The organism is Chryseobacterium sp. SG20098 (genome assembly GCF_031844745.1).
GTDB classification, from domain to species: domain Bacteria; phylum Bacteroidota; class Bacteroidia; order Flavobacteriales; family Weeksellaceae; genus Chryseobacterium; species Chryseobacterium cucumeris.
This window is the reverse complement of record NZ_CP134622.1, coordinates 2179588-2205434: the sequence shown is the minus strand read 5'-3', so window position 1 is coordinate 2205434 and position 25847 is coordinate 2179588. Positions and strand designations below refer to the sequence as shown.

Annotated in this window: 24 protein-coding genes; 20 read left to right on the top strand and 4 right to left on the bottom strand. The window is 35.4% G+C overall.

The annotated features are described in order from the left end of the window. Nucleotides 1-64: 64 nt before the first annotated feature. From RHP76_RS10120 to RHP76_RS10105, 4 genes are all read left to right on the top strand, one after another. A complete protein-coding gene (locus tag RHP76_RS10120) occupies nt 65-511 on the top strand; it encodes a 6-pyruvoyl trahydropterin synthase family protein (RefSeq protein WP_047097353.1) in 447 nt (148 codons plus the stop codon). A 20-nt stretch (nt 512-531) separates the two neighbouring features. After that, nucleotides 532-1302, top strand: coding sequence for a UDP-2,3-diacylglucosamine diphosphatase (locus RHP76_RS10115; RefSeq protein WP_062676140.1), 771 nt, complete (start codon nt 532-534; stop codon nt 1300-1302). Nucleotides 1303-1496: 194 nt separating this feature from the next. Next, nucleotides 1497-2489, top strand: coding sequence for a LuxE/PaaK family acyltransferase (locus tag RHP76_RS10110; RefSeq protein WP_183037409.1), 993 nt, complete (start codon nt 1497-1499; stop codon nt 2487-2489). Nucleotides 2490-2668: 179 nt separating this feature from the next. Then, nucleotides 2669-3214 (top strand): hypothetical protein, encoded by a 546-nt coding sequence (locus tag RHP76_RS10105; RefSeq protein WP_120232130.1) that lies wholly within the window; start codon nt 2669-2671, stop codon nt 3212-3214. 269 nt (nt 3215-3483) lie between these two features. On the opposite strand, the gene aqpZ is transcribed toward RHP76_RS10105, so the two are convergent. After that, on the bottom strand, nt 3484-4200 hold the full coding sequence (aqpZ, locus tag RHP76_RS10100; protein ID WP_034696881.1) for an aquaporin Z: 717 nt from the start codon (nt 4198-4200) through the stop codon (nt 3484-3486). A 218-nt stretch (nt 4201-4418) separates the two neighbouring features. Here aqpZ and RHP76_RS10095 point away from each other — a divergent pair, with 218 nt between their 5' ends. The 13 genes from RHP76_RS10095 to RHP76_RS10035 all read left to right on the top strand — a co-directional run bounded on the left by RHP76_RS10095 (nt 4419) and on the right by RHP76_RS10035 (nt 20942). Continuing rightward, nucleotides 4419-5039, top strand: coding sequence for a DUF5715 family protein (locus tag RHP76_RS10095; protein ID WP_311230090.1), 621 nt, complete (start codon nt 4419-4421; stop codon nt 5037-5039). 62 nt (nt 5040-5101) lie between these two features. Next, on the top strand, nt 5102-5881 hold the full coding sequence (locus RHP76_RS10090) for a hypothetical protein (protein ID WP_228411949.1): 780 nt from the start codon (nt 5102-5104) through the stop codon (nt 5879-5881). 16 nt (nt 5882-5897) lie between these two features. Further along, on the top strand, nt 5898-6521 hold the full coding sequence (locus tag RHP76_RS10085; RefSeq protein ID WP_062676136.1) for a hypothetical protein: 624 nt from the start codon (nt 5898-5900) through the stop codon (nt 6519-6521). Between the two features lie 200 nt (nt 6522-6721). Next, nucleotides 6722-7303, top strand: a complete 582-nt coding sequence (locus RHP76_RS10080) for a sensor histidine kinase (RefSeq protein WP_228436768.1) — start codon at nt 6722-6724, stop codon at nt 7301-7303. Next, nucleotides 7272-7949, top strand: a complete 678-nt coding sequence (locus RHP76_RS10075) for a response regulator transcription factor (protein ID WP_062676134.1) — start codon at nt 7272-7274, stop codon at nt 7947-7949. Before RHP76_RS10080 ends, RHP76_RS10075 begins: the two co-directional genes overlap by 32 nt. A gap of 150 nt (nt 7950-8099) precedes the next feature. Further along, entirely contained in the window at nt 8100-9455 is a 1356-nt protein-coding gene (locus RHP76_RS10070) for a T6SS phospholipase effector Tle1-like catalytic domain-containing protein (protein WP_311230089.1), read from the top strand. Between the two features lie 189 nt (nt 9456-9644). Beyond that, nucleotides 9645-11573, top strand: a complete 1929-nt coding sequence (locus tag RHP76_RS10065) for an ABC-F family ATP-binding cassette domain-containing protein (RefSeq protein WP_311230088.1) — start codon at nt 9645-9647, stop codon at nt 11571-11573. 147 nt (nt 11574-11720) lie between these two features. After that, entirely contained in the window at nt 11721-12077 is a 357-nt protein-coding gene (locus tag RHP76_RS10060) for a hypothetical protein (RefSeq protein ID WP_227943437.1), read from the top strand. A gap of 269 nt (nt 12078-12346) precedes the next feature. After that, nucleotides 12347-14740: a TonB-dependent receptor gene (locus RHP76_RS10055; protein ID WP_311230087.1), complete on the top strand. Its 2394-nt coding sequence runs from the start codon at nt 12347-12349 to the stop codon at nt 14738-14740. Between the two features lie 18 nt (nt 14741-14758). Continuing rightward, nucleotides 14759-15349: a hypothetical protein gene (locus tag RHP76_RS10050; protein WP_062676129.1), complete on the top strand. Its 591-nt coding sequence runs from the start codon at nt 14759-14761 to the stop codon at nt 15347-15349. 138 nt (nt 15350-15487) lie between these two features. Beyond that, complete coding sequence (locus RHP76_RS10045) at nt 15488-16822, top strand: trigger factor (RefSeq protein ID WP_311230086.1); 1335 nt, start codon at nt 15488-15490, stop codon at nt 16820-16822. A gap of 175 nt (nt 16823-16997) precedes the next feature. Continuing rightward, nucleotides 16998-17684: a hypothetical protein gene (locus RHP76_RS10040; RefSeq protein WP_062673827.1), complete on the top strand. Its 687-nt coding sequence runs from the start codon at nt 16998-17000 to the stop codon at nt 17682-17684. A gap of 414 nt (nt 17685-18098) precedes the next feature. Beyond that, nucleotides 18099-20942 carry a M16 family metallopeptidase gene (locus RHP76_RS10035; protein ID WP_311230085.1) on the top strand — a complete coding sequence of 948 codons (2844 nt, stop codon included), beginning with the start codon at nt 18099-18101 and terminating at the stop codon, nt 20940-20942. Nucleotides 20943-21023: 81 nt separating this feature from the next. Here the strand turns inward: RHP76_RS10035 and RHP76_RS10030 are convergent, their stop codons facing one another. After that, a complete protein-coding gene (locus tag RHP76_RS10030; protein ID WP_034696856.1) occupies nt 21024-21608 on the bottom strand; it encodes a DUF3109 family protein in 585 nt (194 codons plus the stop codon). 6 nt (nt 21609-21614) lie between these two features. Then, complete coding sequence (locus RHP76_RS10025; RefSeq protein WP_062673830.1) at nt 21615-22520, bottom strand: DUF6427 family protein; 906 nt, start codon at nt 22518-22520, stop codon at nt 21615-21617. 42 nt (nt 22521-22562) lie between these two features. Between RHP76_RS10025 and RHP76_RS10020 the strand changes: the two genes are divergently transcribed. Next, nucleotides 22563-22796, top strand: a complete 234-nt coding sequence (locus RHP76_RS10020) for a DUF6341 family protein (protein ID WP_002976854.1) — start codon at nt 22563-22565, stop codon at nt 22794-22796. Nucleotides 22797-22879: 83 nt separating this feature from the next. Here the strand turns inward: RHP76_RS10020 and RHP76_RS10015 are convergent, their stop codons facing one another. Further along, a complete protein-coding gene (locus RHP76_RS10015; protein ID WP_062673831.1) occupies nt 22880-23317 on the bottom strand; it encodes a universal stress protein in 438 nt (145 codons plus the stop codon). A gap of 397 nt (nt 23318-23714) precedes the next feature. On the opposite strand from RHP76_RS10015, the gene RHP76_RS10010 reads away from it, so the two are divergent. Continuing rightward, a complete protein-coding gene (locus tag RHP76_RS10010) occupies nt 23715-24620 on the top strand; it encodes a DUF535 family protein (protein WP_311230084.1) in 906 nt (301 codons plus the stop codon). 27 nt (nt 24621-24647) lie between these two features. Beyond that, complete coding sequence (locus RHP76_RS10005; RefSeq protein WP_288443469.1) at nt 24648-25823, top strand: glycosyltransferase family 87 protein; 1176 nt, start codon at nt 24648-24650, stop codon at nt 25821-25823. Nucleotides 25824-25847: the final 24 nt, after the last annotated feature.

Genomic DNA, 25847 nt, shown 5'->3' with positions numbered 1-25847 from the left:
CTTAAAATCGCTGTAATAGAAACAGTCTTTTCTGTATTAAGCTGTTTTATCCTATCTTTGTATTATGATACGTATTACAAAAATTTTTACATTCGAGACGGCTCACGTGCTTTACAACTACGATGGGAAGTGTAAAAATATGCATGGACATTCCTATAAACTGTTTGTAACAGTGAAAGGAAAACCGATTAATGATATTGAAAATCCTAAAAATGGAATGGTGGTAGATTTCGGAGATATCAAAAGTATCGTAAAATCTGAGATCGTAGATGTATGGGACCATGCGGTTCTTGTCAATGCACTGTCTCCACACAAAGAACTGGGAGATGACCTTGAGCAGAAAGGCCATAAAGTAATCTATTGCAGCTTCCAGCCGACTTGTGAAAACATGCTGTATGCTATTGCTGCTAAAATCAAATCAAGACTTCCCGAAGGAATTTCTTTAGCTTATCTTAAACTTCATGAGACAGAAAACTCTTATGGAGAATGGTTTGCAGAAGATAATCAATAATTTTTCACAAAACTCAGAAAGTGTTAAAAACAACAATTAATTTAGAACCTGGGAAAAAAGTATACTTCGCTTCGGATCAGCATTTTGGTGCTCCTACACCCAAGGAAAGCAAGGTGCGCGAGGAGAGGTTTATACGCTGGATGGATGAGATCAAAGAGGATGCTCAGGTTTTGTTTTTAATGGGAGATCTTTTTGATTTCTGGCATGAATGGAAGCATGTTATTCCTAAAGGATACGTTCGTGTGCTTGGAAAAATTGCAGAATTGAAAGACAGAGGAATTCATATTTATTTCTTTGTAGGAAATCATGATCTCTGGATGAAAGATTATCTGGAAGAAGAAATCGGATGTACCGTATTCTATCAGAAACAATATTTTGAAATGGGAGGAAAGCAGTTTCTGCTGGCTCATGGAGATGGTTTGGGACCTGGTGACAAAGGATATAAAAGAATGAAGAAACTATTCACCAATCCGGCGGCTCAATGGTTTTTCAAATGGCTTCACCCTGATATCGCGATGAAAATTGCATTATACCTTTCACAAAAAAATAAAATGATCTCCGGAGAAGAAGACAAAGCTTTTTTGGGAGAAGATAAAGAGTTTCTGATTATTTATTCCAAAGAAAAGCTGAAAACTCAGAAGATTGATTATTTCATCTATGGTCACAGACACCTGCCAATGGTACTGGATCTGCAACAAAACGCAAAATATATCAACCTTGGAGACTGGATATCCTATTTCACTTACGGAGTTTTTGAAAAGGATTTTGAACTCAAGACTTTTGAAAAATAAAGCAAAAAAAATTACCCCTAAAAAGAGGTAACTTTCGAACGGGTGGAAGACCCACTCTTGTTTTTAATCCATATTCCAAGTAATACATTGCAATAAGTCTACCAAAATAGGTTTTATATAGTAAAAAATTATTAAATAACAATATTTTATCTCTGTAATTGCCTTGTAGTAAGGGATTAAGGAATTTAAAAATTATGGAATTGAAAAATATATTCAACATAAAGACTGAACAGCATTTTCTAAGTGCATCATTGAAAACATTTCGTTATCAATATGAAAATGTTGAAATATACCGGAAATTCGTTGATTTTCTGAAGGTGAACCCCGATGAGGTAGATAGCCTGGTGAAAATTCCGTTTCTTCCTATTGAAATGTTTAAAAACCATCAGATTCTGGATAAAAATGTGGATACGGATCTTTACTTTCAAAGTTCGGGAACCACCCAGATGAACCTTTCCAAACATTTTATTGCAGATCCGGAGCTTTATGAAGAAAGCATTTATAAAAGTTTTGAACAATTTATCGGAAAACCGGAAGATTTTATTTTTCTTGGGCTACTTCCAAGCTATCTTGAGAGACAAAACTCATCACTGATCTATATGGTAGACTATCTGATGAAGAAGTCTGCAAAACCGGAAAACGGATATTTTCTTTATAATCATGCTGAGCTTTTTGAATTATTAAATACACTGCAGGGCAAAAAAGTTATTCTTTTTGGGGTTTCTTTTGCCCTATTAGACTTTCTTGATTACTGTCATTCCGAGCAAAGCGATGAATCCCTGAACTTCCCTGAAAATTTAATCGTAATTGAAACCGGCGGTATGAAAGGGCGAAAAGAAGAAATGACCAAGGATGAATTGTTGAAAATCTTGCAGGAAGGACTTAAAACGGACAGAATATATTCAGAATATTCCATGACAGAGTTACTTTCACAGGCTTATTCCCTTGGAAATAATGAATACGAATGTCCGAACTGGATGAGAATCATGGTTCGGAATGCAGAAGATCCTTTGGCTTACGAAAAAGAAGGCCGTACAGGAGCTATTAATATCATTGATCTTGCCAATACGCATTCCTGCTCATTTATTGCAACACAGGATTTAGGGAAAATAATGGGTGATAAATTTCAGGTCTTAGGAAGAATAGATCATTCAGATATCAGAGGATGCAGCCTGCTGGTGAGTTGATGATTTTGGACATAAGAGAACAATTGTGAATGGTCAATTCGCTTCGCTTGTCAATTTTTGTATCATAAAATAATTTGCGACTTTTGCTGAGTGAAACGCCCTTGCGAGCCTTTAAACACTTGGCTATTAAAAACTTTGCGGGCATTGCGTTTTATTAAAAATTTTTACCATCATAAAAAATGATCAAAATAGAAGAACTCATACATGCCTACATCCATTCCCATTGCGATTTTGAAAAAGAAATTGTACTGACGAATTATTTTCAGGCAGATTGGGAAGCGGACATATTAATCATAGATTCGGAAGGTGGAAGTCATGAAATTGAGATCAAGCTTTCAAAGAGTGATTTTAAAAATGATTTTAAAAAATCATATATCAACAAAGATACCGGGGAAAAATTTCTGAAACATGATAAAATTTCCTGTGGAGATTATGTATGCAATTCCTTTAGTTTTTTGCTCCCGATGGGAATGGTAGACGCAGCTCTTATCCCTGAACATTGTGGAATCATCGAATTCTATCATAATGCAGATACCTGGGAAACTGAATTCTATCTGATCCGCCAGCCTAAAAAGCTTCATGAAGATTCTTACTGGAAACTGAATGACAAAGATCTTTTCATCAGGAAAATGGCGCTTAATCTTCTTCAGCGCAAAATGGAAATTAAAGGGAAACATGAAGAGCTCATCTTTAAAAATCCTTTTGAAATCAAAAAGCTGAAATAAAAAAATGTTGGGTTTAACGAAAAGTTTAATCTCTATTTTTAAGTTTTATGGAAGCAAAGGTGAAATCAATGACATTGATTCTTACTAATCCAACATTACAATTAGCTTCATAAGCAACGTATTTGTAACCACTTTGTCCCCTTTTAAATAAAAAGTTTCTCTTATAAAAAAACTTTGCGTTTACAAGAATTTCAAAGCAATTTATTCAAATCAGAAATAAAAAAATCCTGCCGCCTGACAGGATTTTATCATTAAATATTATTTTAAAATTAATCTGCAATTTCAGCAGTATCTCTCTGAAGTAAGAACTTGTAGATCAATCCGCCTACAACTCCTCCCAAAATAGGGGCTACCCAGAACAGCCAAAGCTGTGACATGGCAATTCCTCCCATAAAGACTGCCTGAGAAAGGGACCTCGCAGGGTTTACAGAGGTATTGGTAATCGGGATAGAGATCAGGTGGATCAACGTAAGCGCAAGACCGATGGCAAGACCGGCAAACTTACCGTTAGCCCACTTATCTGTAGCTCCCATGATTACAATTAGGAAAAATGCGGTTAATAGAAACTCGGCAAGAAATGCTGCTCCCATACTGAAAGCTTTTCCATTGTAAACGGCTTCACCGTAAAAGTTTGTGGCAAAATCTCCGGGTTTTGAGAATTCTACCGCTCCGGCACCGTTAAGGATTGTGTACAGACATCCTGCTGCTACAATCGCTCCCAAACACTGGGCTACAATGTAAGGAATAAGGTCTTTAGCAGGAAATCTTCCTCCTGCTAAAAGCCCGAAAGAAACTGCCGGATTAAAATGCCCTCCTGAGATATGCCCTACAGCGTAAGCCATGGTAAGAACAGTAAGACCGAAGGCTAAAGCAACGCCTAAAAGTCCGATGCCGATGTCTGGAACACCCGCTGCGAAAACAGCGCTTCCACACCCTCCGAAAACAAGCCAAAATGTGCCGAAAAATTCAGCGAAAAGTTTTTTTATCATGTTGTTTATTGTTTATGTATCTCAAATGTAAAATTTAAATCTTAAAGTAAAAAGTTAAAACTGAAAAAATATTTCAAAAAAGAGGGAACAAAAATTGCAAAATCTGTAATTTGGTGTAATGTTTGTTTGGGATTTATTGAGAGAGTATTATCATCAGTCTTGAAAGATCTAACATAAATGTTTTATCTTTCATTTGTAATTTAAAAGGAAGGTGAATGAGAAAGTTTTTTTGTGTGGTCTTTGTACCTTTTATTTATAGTTTACATTATTCGCAGGCAGCCAAAAAAGCTTTTCCCTGCTATGATCTTGCCACTGTATTAAAGGTAGAACCTACACCGTTTTATAAATCTCATCTTGATGCTTCCAAGGGTTTTGGAGTGCAGTTATTGAAAGATTCCAAAACCGTACAGAAATATATCAACAACGGAAAATTCCACAAAATAAAAAAATCCGGCAAAGGGTATCAGGTTCAGAGACTTGATTACAGCAGGGCTTATATGGTATCCAAGGCAAAAACTACTCTGGAAAAAATAGGGTCAAAGTTCAGTAAGGATACAAAAGGAGGTACATTTACGGTTTCATCCATTACCAGAACCCTTGAAGACCAGTGCAGGCTGAGAAGAGTGAATTCTAACGCCTCACTAGGAATTAGTTCTCACAACTATGGCAACTCTTTTGATATTTCTTACATAAGATTCAACAACGTTTTAAAATACAATCCGAAAATGGAAATAGCTCTGGAGAAAGTTTTAAAGCATTATGAGAAGGCTGGTAGAATATATTACATCAAAGAGAAGCAGCAGAGCTGTTATCATATTACTGTGAAAAATTATTAATTAAAATCCTCTTGCATAGCATATTTAGTTTGTATATTTTTATACGACTAAAAACTATGCTTATGTCAACATTAAACATTGTAGACTATATGCTGCCTGTAGAAGAATGTAGAGCAGCGTCAAACCAGTGGAAAGCATGTCTTTCTGACTTTTCCAAAATTCAAAAGCTTATACCTACCAACTATGTTTTTAATATTTCCAGAGAACACCTTGAATGGATGAAGGGGTTTAAGGATTATAAAGACTTCTGTGCTGCAGTAGGAATTTACAGAGACCGATTGATTCTTATCTTTTATCCTATGAACAATGATGGGGTAAAAATAGATGTAAAAGAATATCCATATAGTTTCCTTACCGAACTTGAAAAAGATCTGAGATTGCAGGAAATTCAGGAGTATACACTTATTAGAAACGCCGTTCTATCCAAAGATCTTGAAAGCATGGAAAAAAATGCCAATATGGGATTGCCTGTTTCCAATACACCCATTCTTGAACAGGACAAAGCTGTAGATGCTATTGAACGTTGGAGAAATCAAGGTATGGATTGGTTTTATAAAGAGACCAGAGAAAATCAGGGAAGTGGAATTTTCAGAAAATTCTATGTTCCTACAGCAGACCTTTGTCTTTCAGATGAAGGATTGGCAGGTATTACCTGTTCTTTTGGGATCAGATACAATGATATTTACGGAAAAATGTTGGTAACGCTTATCTTTATCTCTTTCCGTGAAAACCTTAGAAATGCAGAATTGGGAGCAGAATCAATTTCCAATACTTACGACTGGGCAAAACCATGTCCTCCTATTTGCCGTATCCCTGATGTAGATGTAGGAAGTGAATTTTAAAACGATCTATTGAGGAATGGCTGAACTTTATAAGGCAATTTTATTCCTGAATTATGCACTGCTCCTGTCCGTTATACTACTGGGAGCAGCAAAATACCGCATATTAAATCATAAAGAAAAGCAATATTTTCATTGTATTGCTTTTCTTTTTTTTATTGAATTGCTGAATCTGGCGCTGCCTTATATCTTCAGACTGAATGATACCTCATTCCTTTATCCCTTATACATTGCGGGAGAGTTTTTCCTGCTTACAGGTTTATTTATCAGAAAGCTGGACTGGCCAAGATATGTTTTGTGGATTGTAGGTGTATTGGCAACAGGTTTTATGATCTCGAAATACGGATTTGATTATCCTGCCAATGCTGATATAGCGAAAGTGGTTTCCAATATTATCATCATCTGTCTTTCCGGATTTACTCTGATTCGGGAGATTAAGAATACCTCTACACAGAACCGCTTTCTTTTGGTAGATGCCAGTATATTTTTCTATTACTCTGTCTCAGTGTTTATTTTTATCATTCAGCACCAGATCGCCAATCTGTCCGAAAACGATTATTATACTATTCTCAGTGCCAATAATATTCTTTCGAGTATTTTGTACTGTTCATTTTTATATACTTTTTTCAGATTAAAGAAGTAACACTAAATATCAATCTGCTGATCCTGATAATTGTTACCATAACAGTTATCGTATCCTTTATTCTGCTAGCTTACAGAGCTTTTATTACCAGAATTATTAAGGAAAAAAATGTACAGCATGAAGCGGAAGTTCTTCATCAGAAAAAATTAGTTCTGGAAAACATCAAGGCCCAGGAAGAAGAAAGGAAAAGAATTGCTGTGATGATTCATGATGATATCGGAAACCGCCTCAATATTCTTTCTTTGTGGTTGAATAACCTCGATACTCAGGGTGATGAGCTCATCAAAAAAAATATCTACGGTCAGATGTCTTCCCTGATTGATGCTGCCAGAAGTATTTCCCATTCATTATATCCTGTAAACCTGGAATCTGTGGGTCTGGTTTTATATGTTGAAGAATTAATAGCCAACCTTTCCCATAAAATCAATATTTCCCTGCAGGTAATGTCTGGATATGAAAAGAAAGATCTTTTCGTGGAAGTACAGCTGTACAGGATTATTCAGGAGTTTACCACCAATGTGATCAAGCATTCCGATGCAACGGATATTTGGATTTACATTAAAGATTATCCTGAAAATATGGCCGTTGTAATTTCTGATAACGGACAGGGATTTGAATATGAAGAAGTGAAAAAAGGGATGGGAATCAAAAATATTGAATCCCGTATCAAATCAATGAACGCCACACACAAATGGAAAAAAACATTTTCAAATAAAGGAAGTCGTTTAATTATAAAAATTCCAAAATATCATGAGTTCCCAAATCAAACTAGCACTGATTGATGATGAACAGCTCATCCTTGAAGGGGTAAAAATGTTGCTGTCCAATGAAAAAAATATATCGGTTTGCCTTACCGCAGATAATGGCCCCGATTTTATAGAAGACCTCGGAAAACTTTCAAAAGATGAATTTCCTGATATTGCTCTCGTAGATGTTCAGATGAAACCTATGAATGGTTTTGAACTGGTAGAAATCCTGAAAGAAAAATATCCGGATCTTAAAATTATTATCCTGTCATCCCATTATAAAACCTCTATTCTCGGATATATGGTTAAGCTGGGAGTATCAGCATTTCTTCCCAAAAACTCGAATAAAAAAACCTTTATTGAAGCCATCACAATGGTAGATAAAAATGGTGTCTTTTTTACGGCCGAAGATCATCAGATGCTGTTTACTTATATGAACAGCTCTGCCAAAAAAAAATCTCTTTTTGAAACAGAAGATGAATTATCCGAAAGAGAAAAAGATGTGGTAAAACTGATCTGTCAGGAATTGACCAACAATGAAATCGGAGAAAAACTCTTTATCAGCCCCAGAACTGTAGAAAGTCACAGACAACGTATCCTGGAGAAAATCGGAGCCAAGAATACTGTGGGTATAGTAATCTATGCCATTGTCAACAATATTTACTCCCTTGAAAAAATCTAAATTGATTCCGTAGAAATACGGATTTTTTTATTTGGTACTTTTCACTCTAGCGAACCTTATTTTTCTTCTGTTATTTTGGAATGTCTCTTTCAGGGATGGTAGTTGAAAAAAAACACAAACAGGATCTTTAGTAAAAATTAAAGTAGAAACATGAATGGTAACAGAGTGATTTCCGTCGGGATTTTCTTTGACGGTACAGGAAATAATGGAGCAAATATTCTTTCACCGGATAAACCGCTGAATAATAATGAAAGCTATTATGGTACTTTCAGCAATATCTATAAATTATACAGTTTATTCGTTGGAGATGAAAAAATATATATTGAAGGAATTGGTACCGCGACAGGCAGTGAAGATAATAATTTTGCCATGGCAACCTGTGCAAATCCACCCTATGGAAGCGGATATTCGTCTGATGATAAACTTCAGAAAGCCGGAGATTTTGTGCAGAAAATAATCCATGATGAGACAAAGGAATACCATTTCTATATCTATGGATTCGGGAGAGGAGGGATGCTAGCAAGAACTTTCTGTAATCAGCTTCTGACTTTTTATGCGGTAGGAAATTGCAGAATAAAATTTTGGGGGCTTTTTGATACGATTGAGTCTAAGCCTTTTAATAATTATAACATGAAGATCTCTGCACAGGTAGAGAATGCTCTGCATTTCTGTGCAGTTAATGAGGGCAGGTTTTTCTTTCCATTGACAGGTTTGTTTGAGAATTCGAAAACAATGCAGGATCAGAAATTGGAAAATCAGTCTTCAGTTTGGAAAGAAATATTTGTTCCTGGAGATCATGCTGATATTGGAGGAGGATATCTGGAAGGTCCACAATCTGTTTATATTTCTACAGATTTCATTAATGTTGATGATCTGCATGACTACGTTTCAGATATCAGAAATGCAAAAACCAATGCTGATGGAAATAAAATATGGGATGCTTTACTCTCGGAATATAAAGTGGAAACGGTGGATGGCCTTTCACAGGCCTATGTTTGCCGGGATAAAGTATATAATGACCTGTCAAAAGTATATGGAAAACTCATGATGGACGAAACCAATACCATATTATCAGTATTTAGTACTGAGAATGAAGCGTATTTTGGAACAGATTATAATAAGCATGCTTTTCTCAATCGGTTTTATATCAAAATGAAAGAATATTTAAAGGATCTTTCTACAAACAAAAAACCGATATATGATTTCGAAAGATTTGCGGATTATACTCATATTTCTTCAAATTTCGGATTGTATAGTGATAGTTTCCGGTACAGAACTCAGCGTGAAATTAATATTGAGTTGATTAATAATGGATTAAATGTATCAAGTCGTACCTCCGTTGATGAAACAAGCCGTACAAAAAGGCTTTCCGTAGAACTTCATCTTCCTGAAGACAGCTTTGTTGCAGATTTCCTATATGGAACAAACGTTCCCAATAATGATATCTGGGTTCGTTCTATTATAAAAGCACCGGCAGCTACGATATTAAATGAATGGAAGAATTAATGAAAAAACTTCTCAGTTTTAAATTTAGGTTAGGGGACATCTGAGGGTGTCTCCTTTTTTGGTTTAATGTATTATATACAAGGAAAAACTGCTGAATCCTGACCACTTTTTTTATTTCTCGGCTATTCATTTCTTTTTCCGTATTTTTGCACCCGAAAATTCATTATTCATTACTAATTATTAATTAAGATGCTTTCGGTTCAAAGTTTAGGATTACACCATTCAGGAAATTATTTATTTCAAAATGTCAATTTCACCATTAAAAAGGATGATAAAGTAGGTCTCGTTGGTAAAAATGGAGCAGGAAAATCCACTTTGTTGAAAATGCTTTCCGGAGAAATTAATTTCTACGAGGGAGAAGTTGTCACTGAAGGAAGTGTTACCATTGGTTTCCTTAAACAGGATCTTGATTTCGTAAAAGGAAGAACGGTCTGGGCAGAAACCATGCAGGCTTTTGAACAGATCAATGCCTGGAAAAACGAACTGGAAGAGGTGAATCACCAGATGACAGTAAGAACAGATTACGAAAGTGATTCCTACACGGATCTGATTAATAAAATGACCGAGCTGAACGACCTTTTGATGAATCATGATGCCTACAATCTTGAAGGCGACATGGAAAAAGTGTTATTCGGTTTAGGATTTAAAGCAGATGACTTCCAGAAAATTACCGATGAATTTTCCGGAGGATGGAGAATGAGAATCGAATTGGCAAAATTGCTTCTTCAGAAGAACGACATTATGCTTCTCGATGAGCCTACCAACCACCTGGATATGGAATCTATCATCTGGCTGGAGAACTTCCTGAAAGATTATCCGGGAGCTATTGTTCTGGTAAGCCACGATAAACAGTTTATGACAGCGGTGTGCAACCGTACTTTTGATATCAACAATAAAAAAGTTGATGATTATAAAGCGAATTACTCGAAATATCTTGTCATGAGAGAAGATCGCCGTGAGAAACTGATTCAGGCTAAAAAGAACCAGGATGCGGAGATCAAACAAATGGAGGATAACATTAATAAGTTCCGTGCAAGTGCTACCAAAGCATCTTTCGCGCAGTCCCTTATTAAGAAATTAGATAAAATCGAACGTATCGAAGTGGATAACGAGGACGTTTCGAAATTCAATATCCGTTTCGTACAGTCTATGGTTCCGGGGAAAGTGATCTTCGAAGCCATCAATCTTGGAAAAGCTTATGGGCAGAAGCAGATTTTTGATGATGTAGACTTTATCGTTCAGAGAGGAGACAGAATTGCCCTTTTGGGACAGAACGGACAAGGAAAAACGACATTGGCTAAAATTTTAGCCGGAGATATTAAAGGTTATTCCGGAACCTGGAATCTTGGACATAATGTTAACATCGGATATTTCGCTCAGAATCAGGAAGAGGTTTTAACACCTAATAAAACGGTTCTGGAAGAAGCTGAAGATGCAGCAACAGAAGAAACAAGACCAAGAGTAAGAGACTTATTAGGATCTTTCCTTTTCCAGGGAGATGCCGTTACTAAGAAAACAAAAGTACTTTCCGGAGGAGAGAGAAACCGTCTGGCACTTTGTAAACTGTTACTTCGTCCTTTCAACACGCTGATCATGGACGAACCTACCAACCACCTTGATATCCAGTCTAAGGAAATTATCAAGCTGGCACTGCAGAATTTTGAAGGAACTTTAATAGTAATCTCTCACGACAGGGAATTCCTTCAGGGACTTTGTGATAAAATCTACGAATTCCGTGACGGGAAAATGAAAGAATTCCTAGGTGATATCAACGAATACCTGGAGTACAGACAAAAGGAAACCATCAGAGAGATTTCTGCAGAAAAGGCAAAACTTCACAGCGAAGTAAAGGTAGAGCCTAAGAAAGTGGAAGAAAAACCTGTCGTAAGCAGCAGCCAGTCTTCAAATATTGTAAGTAAAGAACAGAAAAATATTCAGAATAAAATTAAGAAAGTGGAAGAGAAAATTTCTGAGCTTGAAACAAAAGTAGAGCAGATGGAAGCATCTTTTGCCAAAGAAAATCCTTCAGATGAAACCTTAGAAGAATACAACAAAGCTAAGGAGGAGCTGGATACCGCTTTACAGGAGTGGGAATATCTTGGAACACAACTGGATTAAACTAAAATATAAATGCTTCATCAAATCAGTAAGATGAAGCATTTTTTTGTAACAAAATTGTACTTGTTTCTACCTATTGTCAACAATCATTAAGTAATTTAATAAAAGTTTAAGGAAACAATTAAATTATTTTCATAATTTTGAAGCATGATTTTTAAAGAAAGCAGAAACCTAAAGAGTTTTATCTCCAAGCTGTTGTTTGGAGTGTATTTCCTCGCGCTGCTTTCTCAAAGCTTTCACCATCACGATTCTGTAGACTATTTTAAGGCTTTTCATCTTAAAAAAGCAGAGAATACGATGACGAAAGCCGTTACTAAAGAGAAAGCTGGCGACTGTCTGGCCTGCCACTTTTTGGTTACCGGACATACATTAGCTCCTGAAGAATTCAATTTTACTTTTGAGCATTACAGCCATGAAGTAAAACAAATCATCGCCATCCAGGAGAAAATCTGGTCACAGACCAAATTCACCTTCCAGCTTCGGGGACCGCCCGCACTTGCATAATTCATAGATTCTATAGGGTTTAAAGTTCAATGTTTACTGATTTAAATTCAATGTTTAAAGTTTAAAGTTTAAAGTTTAAGGTTTCAAGATGTTGGGAAAAATACCTGATAATCTGTAATTGATATTTAATATTTAATAATGTTCAATTACTATTTTCCGGTTTCTTAACTTCTTATCAAGATACATTGTACCATCAAAACTAACCCTTCCCACAAATTTTAACGAAAAATGTACCCTGTTGAAAAGGGTACGCAATCAATCTATTTACAATGAAATTGATATATTGCCTGCTGCTGATCTTTTGCGGATCAGTATTTACAAGTGCACAAAAAACTTATACTGTAGAGGGAACCGTTCAGGATTTCCATGATAAAACATTGCTGGAAAATGCAGTGATTAAAATCGGGAACTTTACAGCCAAAACCAATAAGAAAGGTCAATTTTCTTTTGATAAAATTCCTGCAGGAAAGTATACACTCATTGCACAGCATCCTGATTGCAATGATTATACTGAAAATATAGGAGTTGATAAGGATGTTCAGCTGGTGATTACACTTGAACATCACATTAAAGATATTGAAACCGTGACTATTCATGGTAGTCATAAAAACAATGGAAGCATGGTGGTTAAAACACTTGATAAATCAACGCTTTCAAGAAATGTTACCGAAAACTTAGGGAATTTATTAACCAATATTTCCGGTGTAAATGTTCTTAAAACAGGAAATAATATTGCTAAACCTATTATCCATGGGCTTTATGGAAGCAGGGTTTCCATCATGAATGATGGGGTAAAACTTGCCGAACAGGAATGGGGAGTAGAGCATGCCCCCAATGTGGATGTCAACAATTTTGAACATATCGACGTGATAAAAGGGGCATCAGCCTTGAAATATGGAGCAGGAGCTGTAGGAGGAGTTGTTGTTTTACAACCTCAGGTTTTACCTAAAAAAGATACTATTATGGGAAATGTTTCTCTTTCCGGAATTTCCAACGGAAGAGGAGCCGATCTTAATGTAAAACTTGCAAAAACCTGGGAAAATGGCTGGGGTATAAAAACCAATGGAAGCTATAAAAAACTGGGAGATCTTGAAGCTCCGGATTATGGCTTGATGAATACTGGTCTTGAGAGCTCAGGATTTAATTTTGGTGTACAGAAAATGACATTTGAAAAAGGTTTTTCTTTTGATTATTATCTGACTAAAAGCACAGTCGGGATTCTTAGAAGTTCTCACGTAGGGAACTCTGAAGATCTACGTAATGCTCTTACATCACCAGAACCTATCTATCAGAGAGATTTTAGCTATGATATCGATAATCCCAGACAGGAAATTGAACATCATATCGCTAAAGTTTCGGCCTATAAAAGGTTTGAAAATTTTGGAAAAATAACGGCTACTTACAGTTTTCAGTACAATCATAGAAAAGAATATGATATCAGACGTACAGAAGTGTTGAGTAAGAAGCCGGCATTGAATCTTGAGCTGATCACCAATGATCTGAATGTAAACCACCTCATAGAAAGAGGGAACTGGAATCTTGAGACAGGAATTAATGCAGGATATCAGAATAACTATTCCAATACGCAGACTGAGGCAAGACGTCTTGTCCCGAACTATGACAGATATTATGCAGGAATTTATTCTGTACTAAAATATAAAATTACGCCGGAACTGGATCTTGAACTGGGAGGGAGATATGATTACGATCATTATGATGTAACAAAATGGTTTGGTCTGAGCGACTGGAATAAAAAATATGCTGCAGATTATTCAAATTTTGCAGTGAGAATAGATCAAAATAGAATTCTCACAAAACCATCATTAACGTATAATAATGTTTCAGTAAACGGTGGAATTGTCTATCACCCATCCGAATATTTTAACCTGAAATTCAATTACGCCAGAGTTTCAAGATCTCCAAATATCGCAGAGCTTTTTGCAGACGGGCTTCACCATTCTGCAGCGATCATTGAGAGAGGAAATATGAGAATGAAGAGTGAAACCGGAAATCAGTTTAATTTAGTGGCAGACATAAAAGCAAATGTCCTAAAAGGATTGAACATTTCTGTAAACCCCTATTTTTTTTATACTCAGAATTTCATCAATCAGATTCCCACTGGTTATCTGAATACACAATGGGGAGGAGCTTTTGTAGAATATAGTTATCAGCAGATCAATGCAAAAATGTATGGACTGGATATCGATGCTCAGCTTAAAATTACAGATAATCTGACTTATAAAGGAAGCGGTTCTTATGTATATGGTCAGGATACTACTCATGATGTACCGCTTATTCTTATGATGCCTCCGAACTTTAACAATTCATTGGAATTCAATAAAAAAGAATGGAAAAACTTCTATTTCACCGTAAGTAACAATACATATCTGAAACAGACGAGATTTCCTGTTTATAACGTTCCGATCAGATTATTTGACTCAGACGGAAATCCTTACAATGAAGAAGTGGATATTTCTACACCTCCAAACGGATATTCCCTTTGGAACCTTCAGACAGGGGTAAATCTGTCTAAAAATTTCGGAATGGATTTCTCAGTTCGAAATGTATTCAATACGTCTTACAGAGATTATCTGAACAGACTTCGTTTCTTTTCCAACGAAATGGGAAGAAACTTCATTTTAACTCTTAAATATCAATTTTAATTATTTAAAATCAAAAACATGAAAAATATTTTTAAAAATACAACACTTATCTTAGGACTTTTATTCTTAGCTGTTTCTTTAAGCTTAACATCGTGTAACAGAAGCGATGATGAAGCAGATGACCTTCCTCAGGAAGAATTGTCAGATGTCCTTTTAAGAGTAACAGATCAGGCTGACCCTAATAATCCTATTGTTTATGATTATCAGGTGAACAGTACTACTAATCCTAATGTTAAACTGATCAACGGACATACTTATAATGTAGAAGTTATTTTCAAAAACGGAGATGAAGATGCTACTCAGGAAATTAAAGACGCAAAGGATGAACATTTCCTTGTATATAATTTTCCTAACTCTGATATCACTTTAACCCGTACAGATGACGAAAAATCAACCAGAGATGATGGAAACCGTGTTGGGTTGAAAACAAAATGGGTAGTCAATACTGCGGTAAAAAATGCTTCTGCACCTAGTCAGCTGGTTCTTACATTGTTCCATGAGCCGGTAACGGTTTCTGAAGCTTCTGCCGTAAGCGGAAACGGAGTGATTTACGGAACTCATACAGGAGGAGAAACTGATGCACAGGCTAACTATAATATTGTTAATTAATATACCTTTAATCTTGTTTGGGCCACCGGAATTCTCCGGTGGTTTTTTATTTAACAATATTTGGCTTTATTAGTTGATTTTAAATGGGCTTTTTTCATAAAAAATTCCTATTTTTGCAACCTAAAATTTTAATCAATAATGAAGGTTACCGCACAAAACCATGATGACGTAAGTGCATTGCTTACAGTAACATTGGAAAAATCTGACTACAAAGAAAAAGTAGAGAAGCAGTTGATTAATTATGCTAAAAATGCGCAAGTTCCTGGATTCAGAAAAGGGAAAGTGCCTTTGAGTATGGTTAAAAAACAATATGAAGCAGGTATTGCATTTGAAGAAATCAACAGACAAGTTTCTGATGCTTTAAACAACTATGTTAATGAAAACAAATTAAGATTAGTTGGTCAGCCTGTTCCTCAGCCAGTAAACGAATTAAATTACAACGCTGATCAAATAGAAGTTGCTTTCGAAGTAGGATATGAGCCTGAATTCACTATAGATTTAGCTAAATATGAAGCTCCTCATTACAAAGTAGAAGCTTCTGATAAAGAAATCAGTAAGAGCATTGAAAACATGCAGAAGCGTTTCGCTGAGCAGGTTCCTCAAGATAAAATCACTAAAGATTCTTACATTGCTTTAGAAGTTTCTCAGGTTGTGGAAGAAGATGCTGAAGGAGAGCACCACCACCATCCAAAAAACCTTACTATTACTGCTGAAAACAAAGAAGCTTTCAAATTGGTAAAAGGTTTGAAAATGGAAGGTTCTGTAAAAGTAACGAAAGAAACTCTTGCAGGTGACGAAGAATTAGCTAAAGAATTAGGATTCAGCAAAGAAGAAGTTGAGCACCTACACCACAATGAAGTAGAAGTTAAAGTAAAAGATTTCTATTCATTAAGCTTAGCTGAACTTAACCAGGATCTATTCGACAAAGTATACGGAGAAGGAAACATTAAGTCTGAAGATGAGCTTAAAGATAAAGTGAAAACTGAATTAGACGAGTATTTCCAACAGAATGCTGATGTTCACTTCGTGAATAAAGTATTAGAGCAAGTAACAGAGAAAGAAGAAGTAAAACTACCTGAATCTTTCCTTGTGAAGTGGTTATTATTCTCTAACCAGAATATCCAGTCTGAAGAACAGGCTAAAGAAATTCTTGAAGCTGAGAAAAACCAATTGAAATATCAGATCATCGAAGGTAAATTGATGACTGAGAACGAAATCAACCTTGACTATGCTGATGTATTAGCTCAGGCTGAGCAGTTAGTGAAAAACCAATTGGCAATCTACGGAATCCACCACTTAGGGGATGAAGAAATCCAGAAATATGCTGTTGAAATGTTGAAAGACCAAGAGCAGGTAAGACAAATTTCTTCTGAAGTAGCAATGGCTAAATTGAAAGATGTAATTCTTGAAAAAGCTAGCAAAAAAGAAACTAAAATTTCTCACGACGAATTTTTAGAAGAGCTTAAGAAATAATTATATCCAGATATAAATATTTGAAAACCGTCAATTTTTTGGCGGTTTTTTTTATTATATATCCCACCTGAAAATCATTAATCATTAATCAATTATCAATCATTACTAATTGCTCATTATTTATTTGTATGTCCGCCAATATTCCTATATTTACTCTTTAAACTTTATTATAAATATGAAAAAGATCATCATTCCGTTTTTCTGCGCTGTACTTTTCTCAGTGCCTGCAGCAGCTCAGAAAAAAGGGGCTGCATCTGCTAAAACAGAAGCCGTACAATCAAAACTTACACCTAAAGAGGTTATTGATAATTATTTCAAAGCGTTAGGTGGAAAAGATAAACTGGACGCTGTAAAATCTACCATTACTGATAACACAGTGGCTGTACAGGGAATGGAAATCCAAATGACAACTAAGAAATTAGGAAATAAATTCAAATCTGTACAATCTTTCATGGGGAAAGAAATGGTACAGCTTTTTGATGGTGAAAAAGGATATTTTGATCAGATGGGAACCAAAACAGATATTCCTGCTGACAAAATTGCTGAACTTAAAAAAGGAAAGCCAATGGATGCTTTAGCATTTGATGCTTCTAATTTCCAGGCTGTATCTACAGAAAAACTTGACGGAAAAGATTATAATGTATTGTCTTCAGACAAAGGTAAATTCTATTTCGATGCCGGAACAGGACTTTTATATAAAACAGATGCCGGAGAAGGTAAAGCAACCATTAAAAGCTATATGGCGGTAGACGGAATACAGTTCCCTGCTGAAGTAGAAGCTGAAGGTGGAGGTCAGAAAATGACAATTAAAACCACAAAAGTGGTTATTAACTCCGGAGTTTCGGATGCTGATTTTAAATAAGAAAATACTTTTTAAGTAATCAAAACCGGGGATTCCCGGTTTTTTTTATGGTAGAAAATATGAACCGAATGCTGATAAGTTTTCTTAATATGCTATTGCAGCGTTTCAGAAACTGAATTTTTCAATCAAAACAATTAGGCTGTTGTATTTTATATCGGTTTTTTGGGTTTAAAAGAAGTATATATGGATCTGTTAACCGTAATTTCAAGAAAAATGAATCAGATGAGCTTATTTTTAATTAGTCTATTTTAAATAATTAATGAATGTTTTTAATTAAAAATCATTTTAAGCAATATAAAAGAAACAATTTATTTTCATTTTGTAATATTTAATTTTTTTAACTTCAATTTAACCCTGTGGTAAAAGGCTGATTGCATAGAGAATCGATATTTTTGAGGGTCAAAAATAATGTAGATGAAAAAAATATTATCTTCGTTTTCAGCCATCTTCCTGATGTCTCTAAATGTCTGTGGACAAAACATCCCTGTGGATCCGTCCTTAAGAATCGGTACTCTTTCCAACGGGATGAAGTATTACATCAAAAAAAATGTTTTACGTGAGAAAAAAGTAGAATTCCGTCTGGCAATCAATGCAGGATCTATTCTTGAAGACGAAAATCAAAGGGGACTGGCTCACTTTATGGAGCACATGAACTTCAACGGAACCAAAAATTTTCCGGATAATAAATTAGTCGACTTTTTACAATCTATCGGAGTAAAATTCGGACAGCACCTTAATGCTTATACCGGTTTTGACGAAACAGTTTATATGCTTCCAGTCCCATTAGATAAACCGGGAAATCTGGATGCCGGACTGAAAGTACTGGAAGACTGGGCATTTAATACAACACTTTCTGATGAGCAGATCAATAAAGAAAGAGGAGTCGTATTGGAAGAACTAAGGTTAGGTCTTGGGCCTGATAAGAGAATGATGGATAAATATCTTCCTAAGCTTTTATATAAATCTCAGTATGCAGAAAGACTACCAATCGGTAAAAAAGAAGTACTGGAAAACTTCAAACCCGATCTTATCCGAAAATTCCACCAGGACTGGTACAGACCGAATCTGATGGCAATTGTTGTTGTTGGAGATATCAATGTAGATGAAATAGAGAAAAAGATTAAGAATAACTTCAGTCAATATAAAAATCCTTCAAAACCAAGAGAAAGAAAATCTTTTGATCTTCCGAACCATCAAGAAGCACTGGTAGCTATTGAAACAGATCCTGATGCAACAGGTTCAGGAGTGCAGTTCATTATCAAAGATTCCGAAGTGTACCAACCGGATATAACAGTTCAGCAGTATGATCAAAGTGTCGCAGAAGGCCTTGTGAATATGATGCTCAACAGCAGATTGGCAGAGCTGGTTAACTCTGTAAATCCACCTTTTAGTTATGGTTCTGTTTATCACGGAGGAACTTTTGCAAGAAGTAAAGAAGCATTTCAGGGATCAGCTGCTACAAAAGACGGTGATCAGCTGAATGGGCTAAAAGTTCTTTTGGAAGAAGTGGAAAGAGCCAAAAGATTTGGATTTACCCAATCTGAGCTGGACAGAGCAAAAGATCAGATGCTTTCTTCTTATGAATGGGCTTACAACAACAAAGATAAAAACCAAAGTGGTGAGCTTATCGATGGTTATGTGAACAATTTCCTGAGACAGGAACCAATACCTGGAATTACCTGGGGATATGAACATATTAAAGAAATCCTTCCGACCATAGCACTGGAACAGACCAATAGAATTATCAAAAAGCTGGTAAAAGATGATAGCAGGGTTATAGTTATCACTGGTCCAAAAAAGGATAATATTACAATGCCAACAGAAGGGATGGTTCTGAAAACATTTGATGCCGTAAAAATGGCTGATCTTAAGCCTTATGAAGAAAAAACGAAAACCGAAAGTTTAATAAAGCCTTTTAAATCTGAAGGAAAAATTACTAAAACAGAAGCAGATGCTAAATTAGGAACTACCACATGGACTTTGAGCAACGGTGCTAAGGTCACTTTCAAGAAAACAGACTTTAAAGATGATGAAATTGTTTTTGCAGCAATAGGCCTGGGTGGAGTGTCTGTCATTCCCGATACTGATTACAATAAAACAAAATACGCATTTGATGCTTTGCTTGAAGCTGGACTAGCCGGGCTTTCCAAAACAGATCTTGCACACTATCTCGCAGGGAAACAGGTGAGTGCAAGCGCTTATGTGGGTGGCCTTACAGAAGGTGTTTCCGGAACAAGCTCGAAAAAGGATCTGAAGACCGCGATGGAGTTAATCTATGCTTGTTTTACAGATTTAAACTATAACTCTGAATCATTCAACGCCTACAAAACAAAAAAATCTGCAATGCTGGCGAATGTAGATTCGGATCCGGGATATTATTTTTCTAATGAATATTCCAAATTTATCAATCAGAAAAACCCACGGTTCACCGGCCTCGAACCTACGGAAAAAGATTGGGCAAATACAGATTATAAGAAAGCTTACGATATCTACAAACAAAAATTTGCTAATGCAGGTAATTTCCATTTCTATTTTGTAGGAAATATAGATGAAGTACAGCTTAAAAATGAAGTCCTGCAGTATATTGCTTCACTTCCTGCAACTGGAAAATCATCTACATTTAAAGATACAGGCTACAGACCGGTGAAAGGAGAATATACTAAGGTTTATAAAAAAGGAAAAGAACCGAAGAGCCTTGTAACAATTTCTTACAGTGGAGAAGCTCCTTACAATGAGAAAGAAGTGATGGCACTTTCGGCTCTTGGAGAAGTAGCTACCATTAAAGTTCTTGAAAAACTAAGAGAAGATGAAAGTGGCATTTATGGAGGAGGAGCAAGTGGAAGCTTCAGTAAAATACCATACAGTGCGTATGATTTTAGTGTTAATTTCCCCTGTGGCCCTGAAAATGTAGAAAAGCTTACCAAAAGTGCCATGGCAGAATTACAAAAATTGATAGATAAAGGACCAGAGCAAAAGGATCTTGATAAATACAAAGAAGGAGAATACAACGAATATAAAACAAGTCTTAAAGACAATGGATTCTGGCTGCAGGGTATCGCCCAGAATCAATTAGACGGAAGTGACAAATATGATATCTTAAATTATCAGGATAAAGTAAAAGCACTTACAGTAAAAGATCTTCAGGATGTTGCCAGAAAATACCTTACGAAAGAAAAAAATATAGCAACGTTAATGCCGGAAGATGGTTGGGAAAAGGCTAGAAAAGGGGAAGTTAAAAAAGCAGAAACCTCCAATTAACCTATTTTTTATAAGCTTTAATAAATAAGAAAACCGCAGGTCTCTCTGCGGTTTTTATTATTTCATTCAAATACATATCGGTTAAGAACCATATTCTTTTTTCCATTCTTCAGCAGCTTCGCTCAGAACGGTGTAAAATTCTTCACCATACTTTCTCGTCAGTGGAGTTTTTAAAAACTTATAAACAGGCACCTGAAGCTCTTTTCCAAGGGTACAGGCATCACTGCATACATTCCACTCGTGATAATTCAATGCGGTAAATGCCGAATATTCCGTAACACGGATTGGGTAAAGGTGGCAGGATATAGGTTTCTGCCAGTCCACGGCACCATCTTCGTACGCTTTTTCAATACCACATTTCGTAATTCCTTTTTCATCGAACGTTACATAAGCACATTCGCGGTTCTCCACCATTGGAGTAACATACATTCCGTCGTGCGGATCAGTAGTCCATGTTCCCTGTTCTTCAAGGGCTTTAATTCCTTCCTGAGTAAGGTAAGGTTTTATTTTGTCAAAAATACTGTCCAATATCTCAAGCTCGTTTTTATCCAACGGAGCTCCCACATCTCCTTCCACACAACATGCACCTTTACATTTTGTAAGGTTGCAAACAAATTCTTCGGAAAAAATTTCCTCTGAAATCAATTTATCGTCTATCTGAATCATAATTTTCTAAAATAAATCAAAAACTGTACCTGCTTTAAAGGTCAGTAAACTAATAATAATAACCCATACACTGGCTTCACGCATCCAGTATTTAGGTAAAAATCTCATCATTCTGCTCAGAATAATACTTGAGGGAAATGCCAGAAGAAGCAGATATTCATAGCTTTTATTCATGTATAAAATGATGGAAACAAGCTGTGCCACAGAAAAAACCAATAGGAAAGTGTATTTATACCTGCTTATCGGACTTTTCTTATTATAATTTTTAAAATGGTCATATACTGCATAAATAAGCATCAGAACCACAGGTATCAATGGCAGAAGTTCTGTGTAATCTGTTACCGGTTTCATTCTTCCAAACGGAAAATAATCAATATTCCATGATGTGAACTGAACAAAATACATGACAGAAAAATAGCTGAATGTAATCAAAACAATTCCCAATAGAAACCTGAAAAGGTTCAGGGTGATTTTGGCAGAAGTTGCAATCACGTGGATGATAACAAAAACAGCCATCGGCCATGTTGTAGGGAGAAAAATAAAGTTCAGAGCTACAATAGATCCCACCAATACATAAGACTTCTTCCTGATATCTTCATCTGCACTCGTCAGTAGCAGGATAAGAAAGGAATTGGTAAGCAGAGAAACCGCAATTCCTATATCCAGATTTCCGGGATACAGCCCGAAAATAAAAAAGGTGTATAAAAATAAGGGCAGATGGGTCTGATAATTAAGGGCAACACTGTGAAAACAAAAATATCCCAAAGCAATTCCCAGAAAAGTTATTCCGGCAACTATGGCTTCGTAAGTATTGAAATTCAGTATGTTAAATATTATGACTACTAAAAGAAGAAAACCAATATAAACAGGAATTGAAAAAATATTGCTTTCTTTTGAAAGTAATTTAAACATTTTTTATAAATTTGTACAAAGTTAATTTAAAAAAGGAAAATAATGACGTCTTTCTTTCTATTCTTAAGCAAAGTTTTCAAATGGTCTTTCGGTTTCTTTGATGCTTTCGGTAATGTTTTAAACTGGATTCTATTTATAGTTTGCTGTGTACTATTCACTTATTGGTGCTATGTACTGGTGGTTACACTAGGTGGCGATAAAGATAAAGACTATTATTCTCCAACGGAAGGTAAGCACCCTTACTACGATCCGAATATCTACAAAAAAGAAGGTTAATTAATTGGTTATATAGTAAAAAACCGATCAAACATTATGATTTGATCGGTTTTTTTATTACTAACGATTAAAATTTCTTTTGCTTAGTCGTGAATAGGAAGTACCAGCACAGGAATACTTGAACTTTTTGTAATCCCTTTTGTTAAGCTTCCCACAAATACATCATAGATTCCGCTTCTGCCATGTGATCCCATCACAATATAATCTGCATTTTTTGCCTTTGCATGTTCCAGAATAATATCTTTGGCAAGTCCCTGTTTTAAAAGGTGCTCACAATCGATATCATGACTGATGATTCTTTGCTCAATTTTATTAAGCTGCACCAGCTCTTCTCTGATTTCATTGGCTTCCACTTCAGGAAAATATTGAAATCCCATATCACCAATGGCAAAGCCGATATCTGATGGCGCTACGTGGATCAGGTAAATTCTGCCGTTAAGCTGTTTTGCAAATTTTATGGCACCGTCTACCAATTGGTCTGTCTTGTCCCCAAAATCTACGGGTAATACAATATTTATCATAACCTCTAATTTTGTTACCTAAAGATAGGAAAAATTTGTCAGACTTCATGTTAAAATCTAATAATATTGGATGTTTTTAATCTTAGACTTTTGGGATATTCCGAATTTTTTTTATTTGTAATATAAGAGCTGAAAAAAGTAATAATTTCATTTATGCTTTATAATTGTTTGTCACGTGTCCAGAAATATGAATAATTAATGTAGATTTTGCTTTTTAATTATATAAAAATAGAATAATTTTATTTTAAGCATGTCGTAAGGATTTATTACATTTACTGAATAAAATATACTCATTTGGGTTTTTATCATGTTGTTAATTTAATTAAATGAGTTAAATTTTGAAAATAAACTAATTTATTTTTATTAAATTGTTTTACTGTTGAAATTTTTACAAAAAATGTTTGAAGTTGGTATAAAAGCTTGGCACTACGCAAAAACAGCTTTCAGCACTGAAAAACCAAAATATTTACGTCGACAACAATATAAAAGTTTTATACTATCATTGTGGAATTATAGAACGTCACAGTATTGGTTTTCAATTTTAGATAATGACAGATACAGGGAAATTTTGGTATACAGACCCCGACTTTTTCTAAAACCTTTCAAAGCTTATCTTTCAACCCGGTACGGTATCAGAAGGAAAATCAAAATTATCTGTGATACTTATAACTTTATTTATGCTCATGGTATTGAAAAAGTTATCCAAAAGGACGATTCGGTTATTTGCGAATTTTCTTTAAAAAACAGTTTGCCTGGAAGGCTGGAAATAGGATATGATGACCGCTACAGAAAAGAGGGAGAATTGGTCTTTTCTTTAGTTATTGATCAGCTTCATGGCAAAATAGCTTCGGTTTCCTTTTCAATGGAAAAAAGTGAAAAGAATGAGTGGGTGTGCAGAATCGGCTGCCTGCAGGGGCGGCCAGCTATTAATGGGACCTATGTGACGAAAGAAGCTCAAAAATTCATGTATGGGATAAGACCAAAATCCTTTTTGATAGAGATGCTGCAGGGATTTTGTAAAGAATTTGACGTAAGGTTAATTATGGGGATTGGAGGAAAGTACCAGGCACAGAACAAGAAACATTTTGTTCATCTGCCGTTTATTCATACCATTTGTTTTTCTTATGATGATTTCTGGAAAGAAATTGGCGGAAGAGACCATGGAGGTGGCTGGTATCTATTGCCATTGGAGATTACCAGAAAAAGTATGGGTGAGATCAAATCTGAGAAAAGGTCATCCTATAAAAAAAGATATGCACTTATGGATTATGTGAAAGCAAGTTTGTCTGATTATCTTAAATAAATAGCTTATTTATTTTAAATTCATCTCATGAAAAATGTTAAGGATTTTCTTCTCAGGTTTACAGGGAATTACAAAATTATTTTTACTATATATGTTATAGTAGCTGCTGGTACGGCTTTAATCAATTATTTAAGCGGTCCTCAGTCTTACAACAACTATTTGCTATATAAATATGTATTTGTGCATACGCTGGAGCAGAAAAACCTTTTTCTGCAATATCCCGATATTTTTTTTGACAGTAATCATTACGGGGTCTTTTTCAGTGCTCTGATAGCGCCTTTTGCTATATTGCAGGATGGAGTAGGAATGATAGTCTGGAACATTGCCAATACCATTATATTCCTCTTCGCACTATATAAGCTGCCATTTTCTGATAAAAAGAAATCCTTTTTTGCATGGTTGTGTTTACAGGAATTTATAACTGCTTCCTTGTATTATCAGTTCAATGTTGCGTTAACAGGACTTTTGGTGCTGTCTGCAATTTATATTTATGAAAAAAAAGAAGTGAAATCTGTTACTGCTATTGTAATATTGTTTTTTGTTAAGATTTATGGAGTAGTAGGCCTTACTCAATTTCCTTTTATCAAAAATAAATTAAAGTTTGTCATTTCGGGGCTGGTTGTTGCTGGGATATGTTTTGTGATTCCTATGATTTATTCAAGTCCGGTATTTGTTTTTCAGAGTTATTACGACTGGTTTCATTCTCTTGTTGACAAAAATACAGAGAATCAGATACTGGGAAACAGACAGGATATTTCATTAATGGGGGTTTTCAGAAGAATTTCCGGGGATGCTTCCATTTCTAATCTTGCATTTTTGGCTTTCGGAATGCCACTCTTTGCGGCACCCTATATCAGAATCAGACAATATCAATATTATTCTTTCCGCCTGATGATCCTCGCTTCATCATTATTGTTTTTGGTTTTATTCAGTTCAAGTTCTGAATCACCTACCTATATTATTGCGGTAACAGGAGTGATGATTTGGTTTTTTCTTCAAAAAGAAAGGACTCCTTTCCTGATTGGATTATTGGTTTTCGTTATTATCTTTACCTGCTTTTCAACATCGGATTTGTTTCCGAAATTTATTAAAAAGAATTATATTATCAAATATTCCTTAAAAGCCGTACCATGCATTATTATTTGGTTCAAGGTAATATATGAACTTCTGACCAGGGATTTTAAAAATGATTACAATTTTTAAAAGAATGACTAAGATTTCAATATA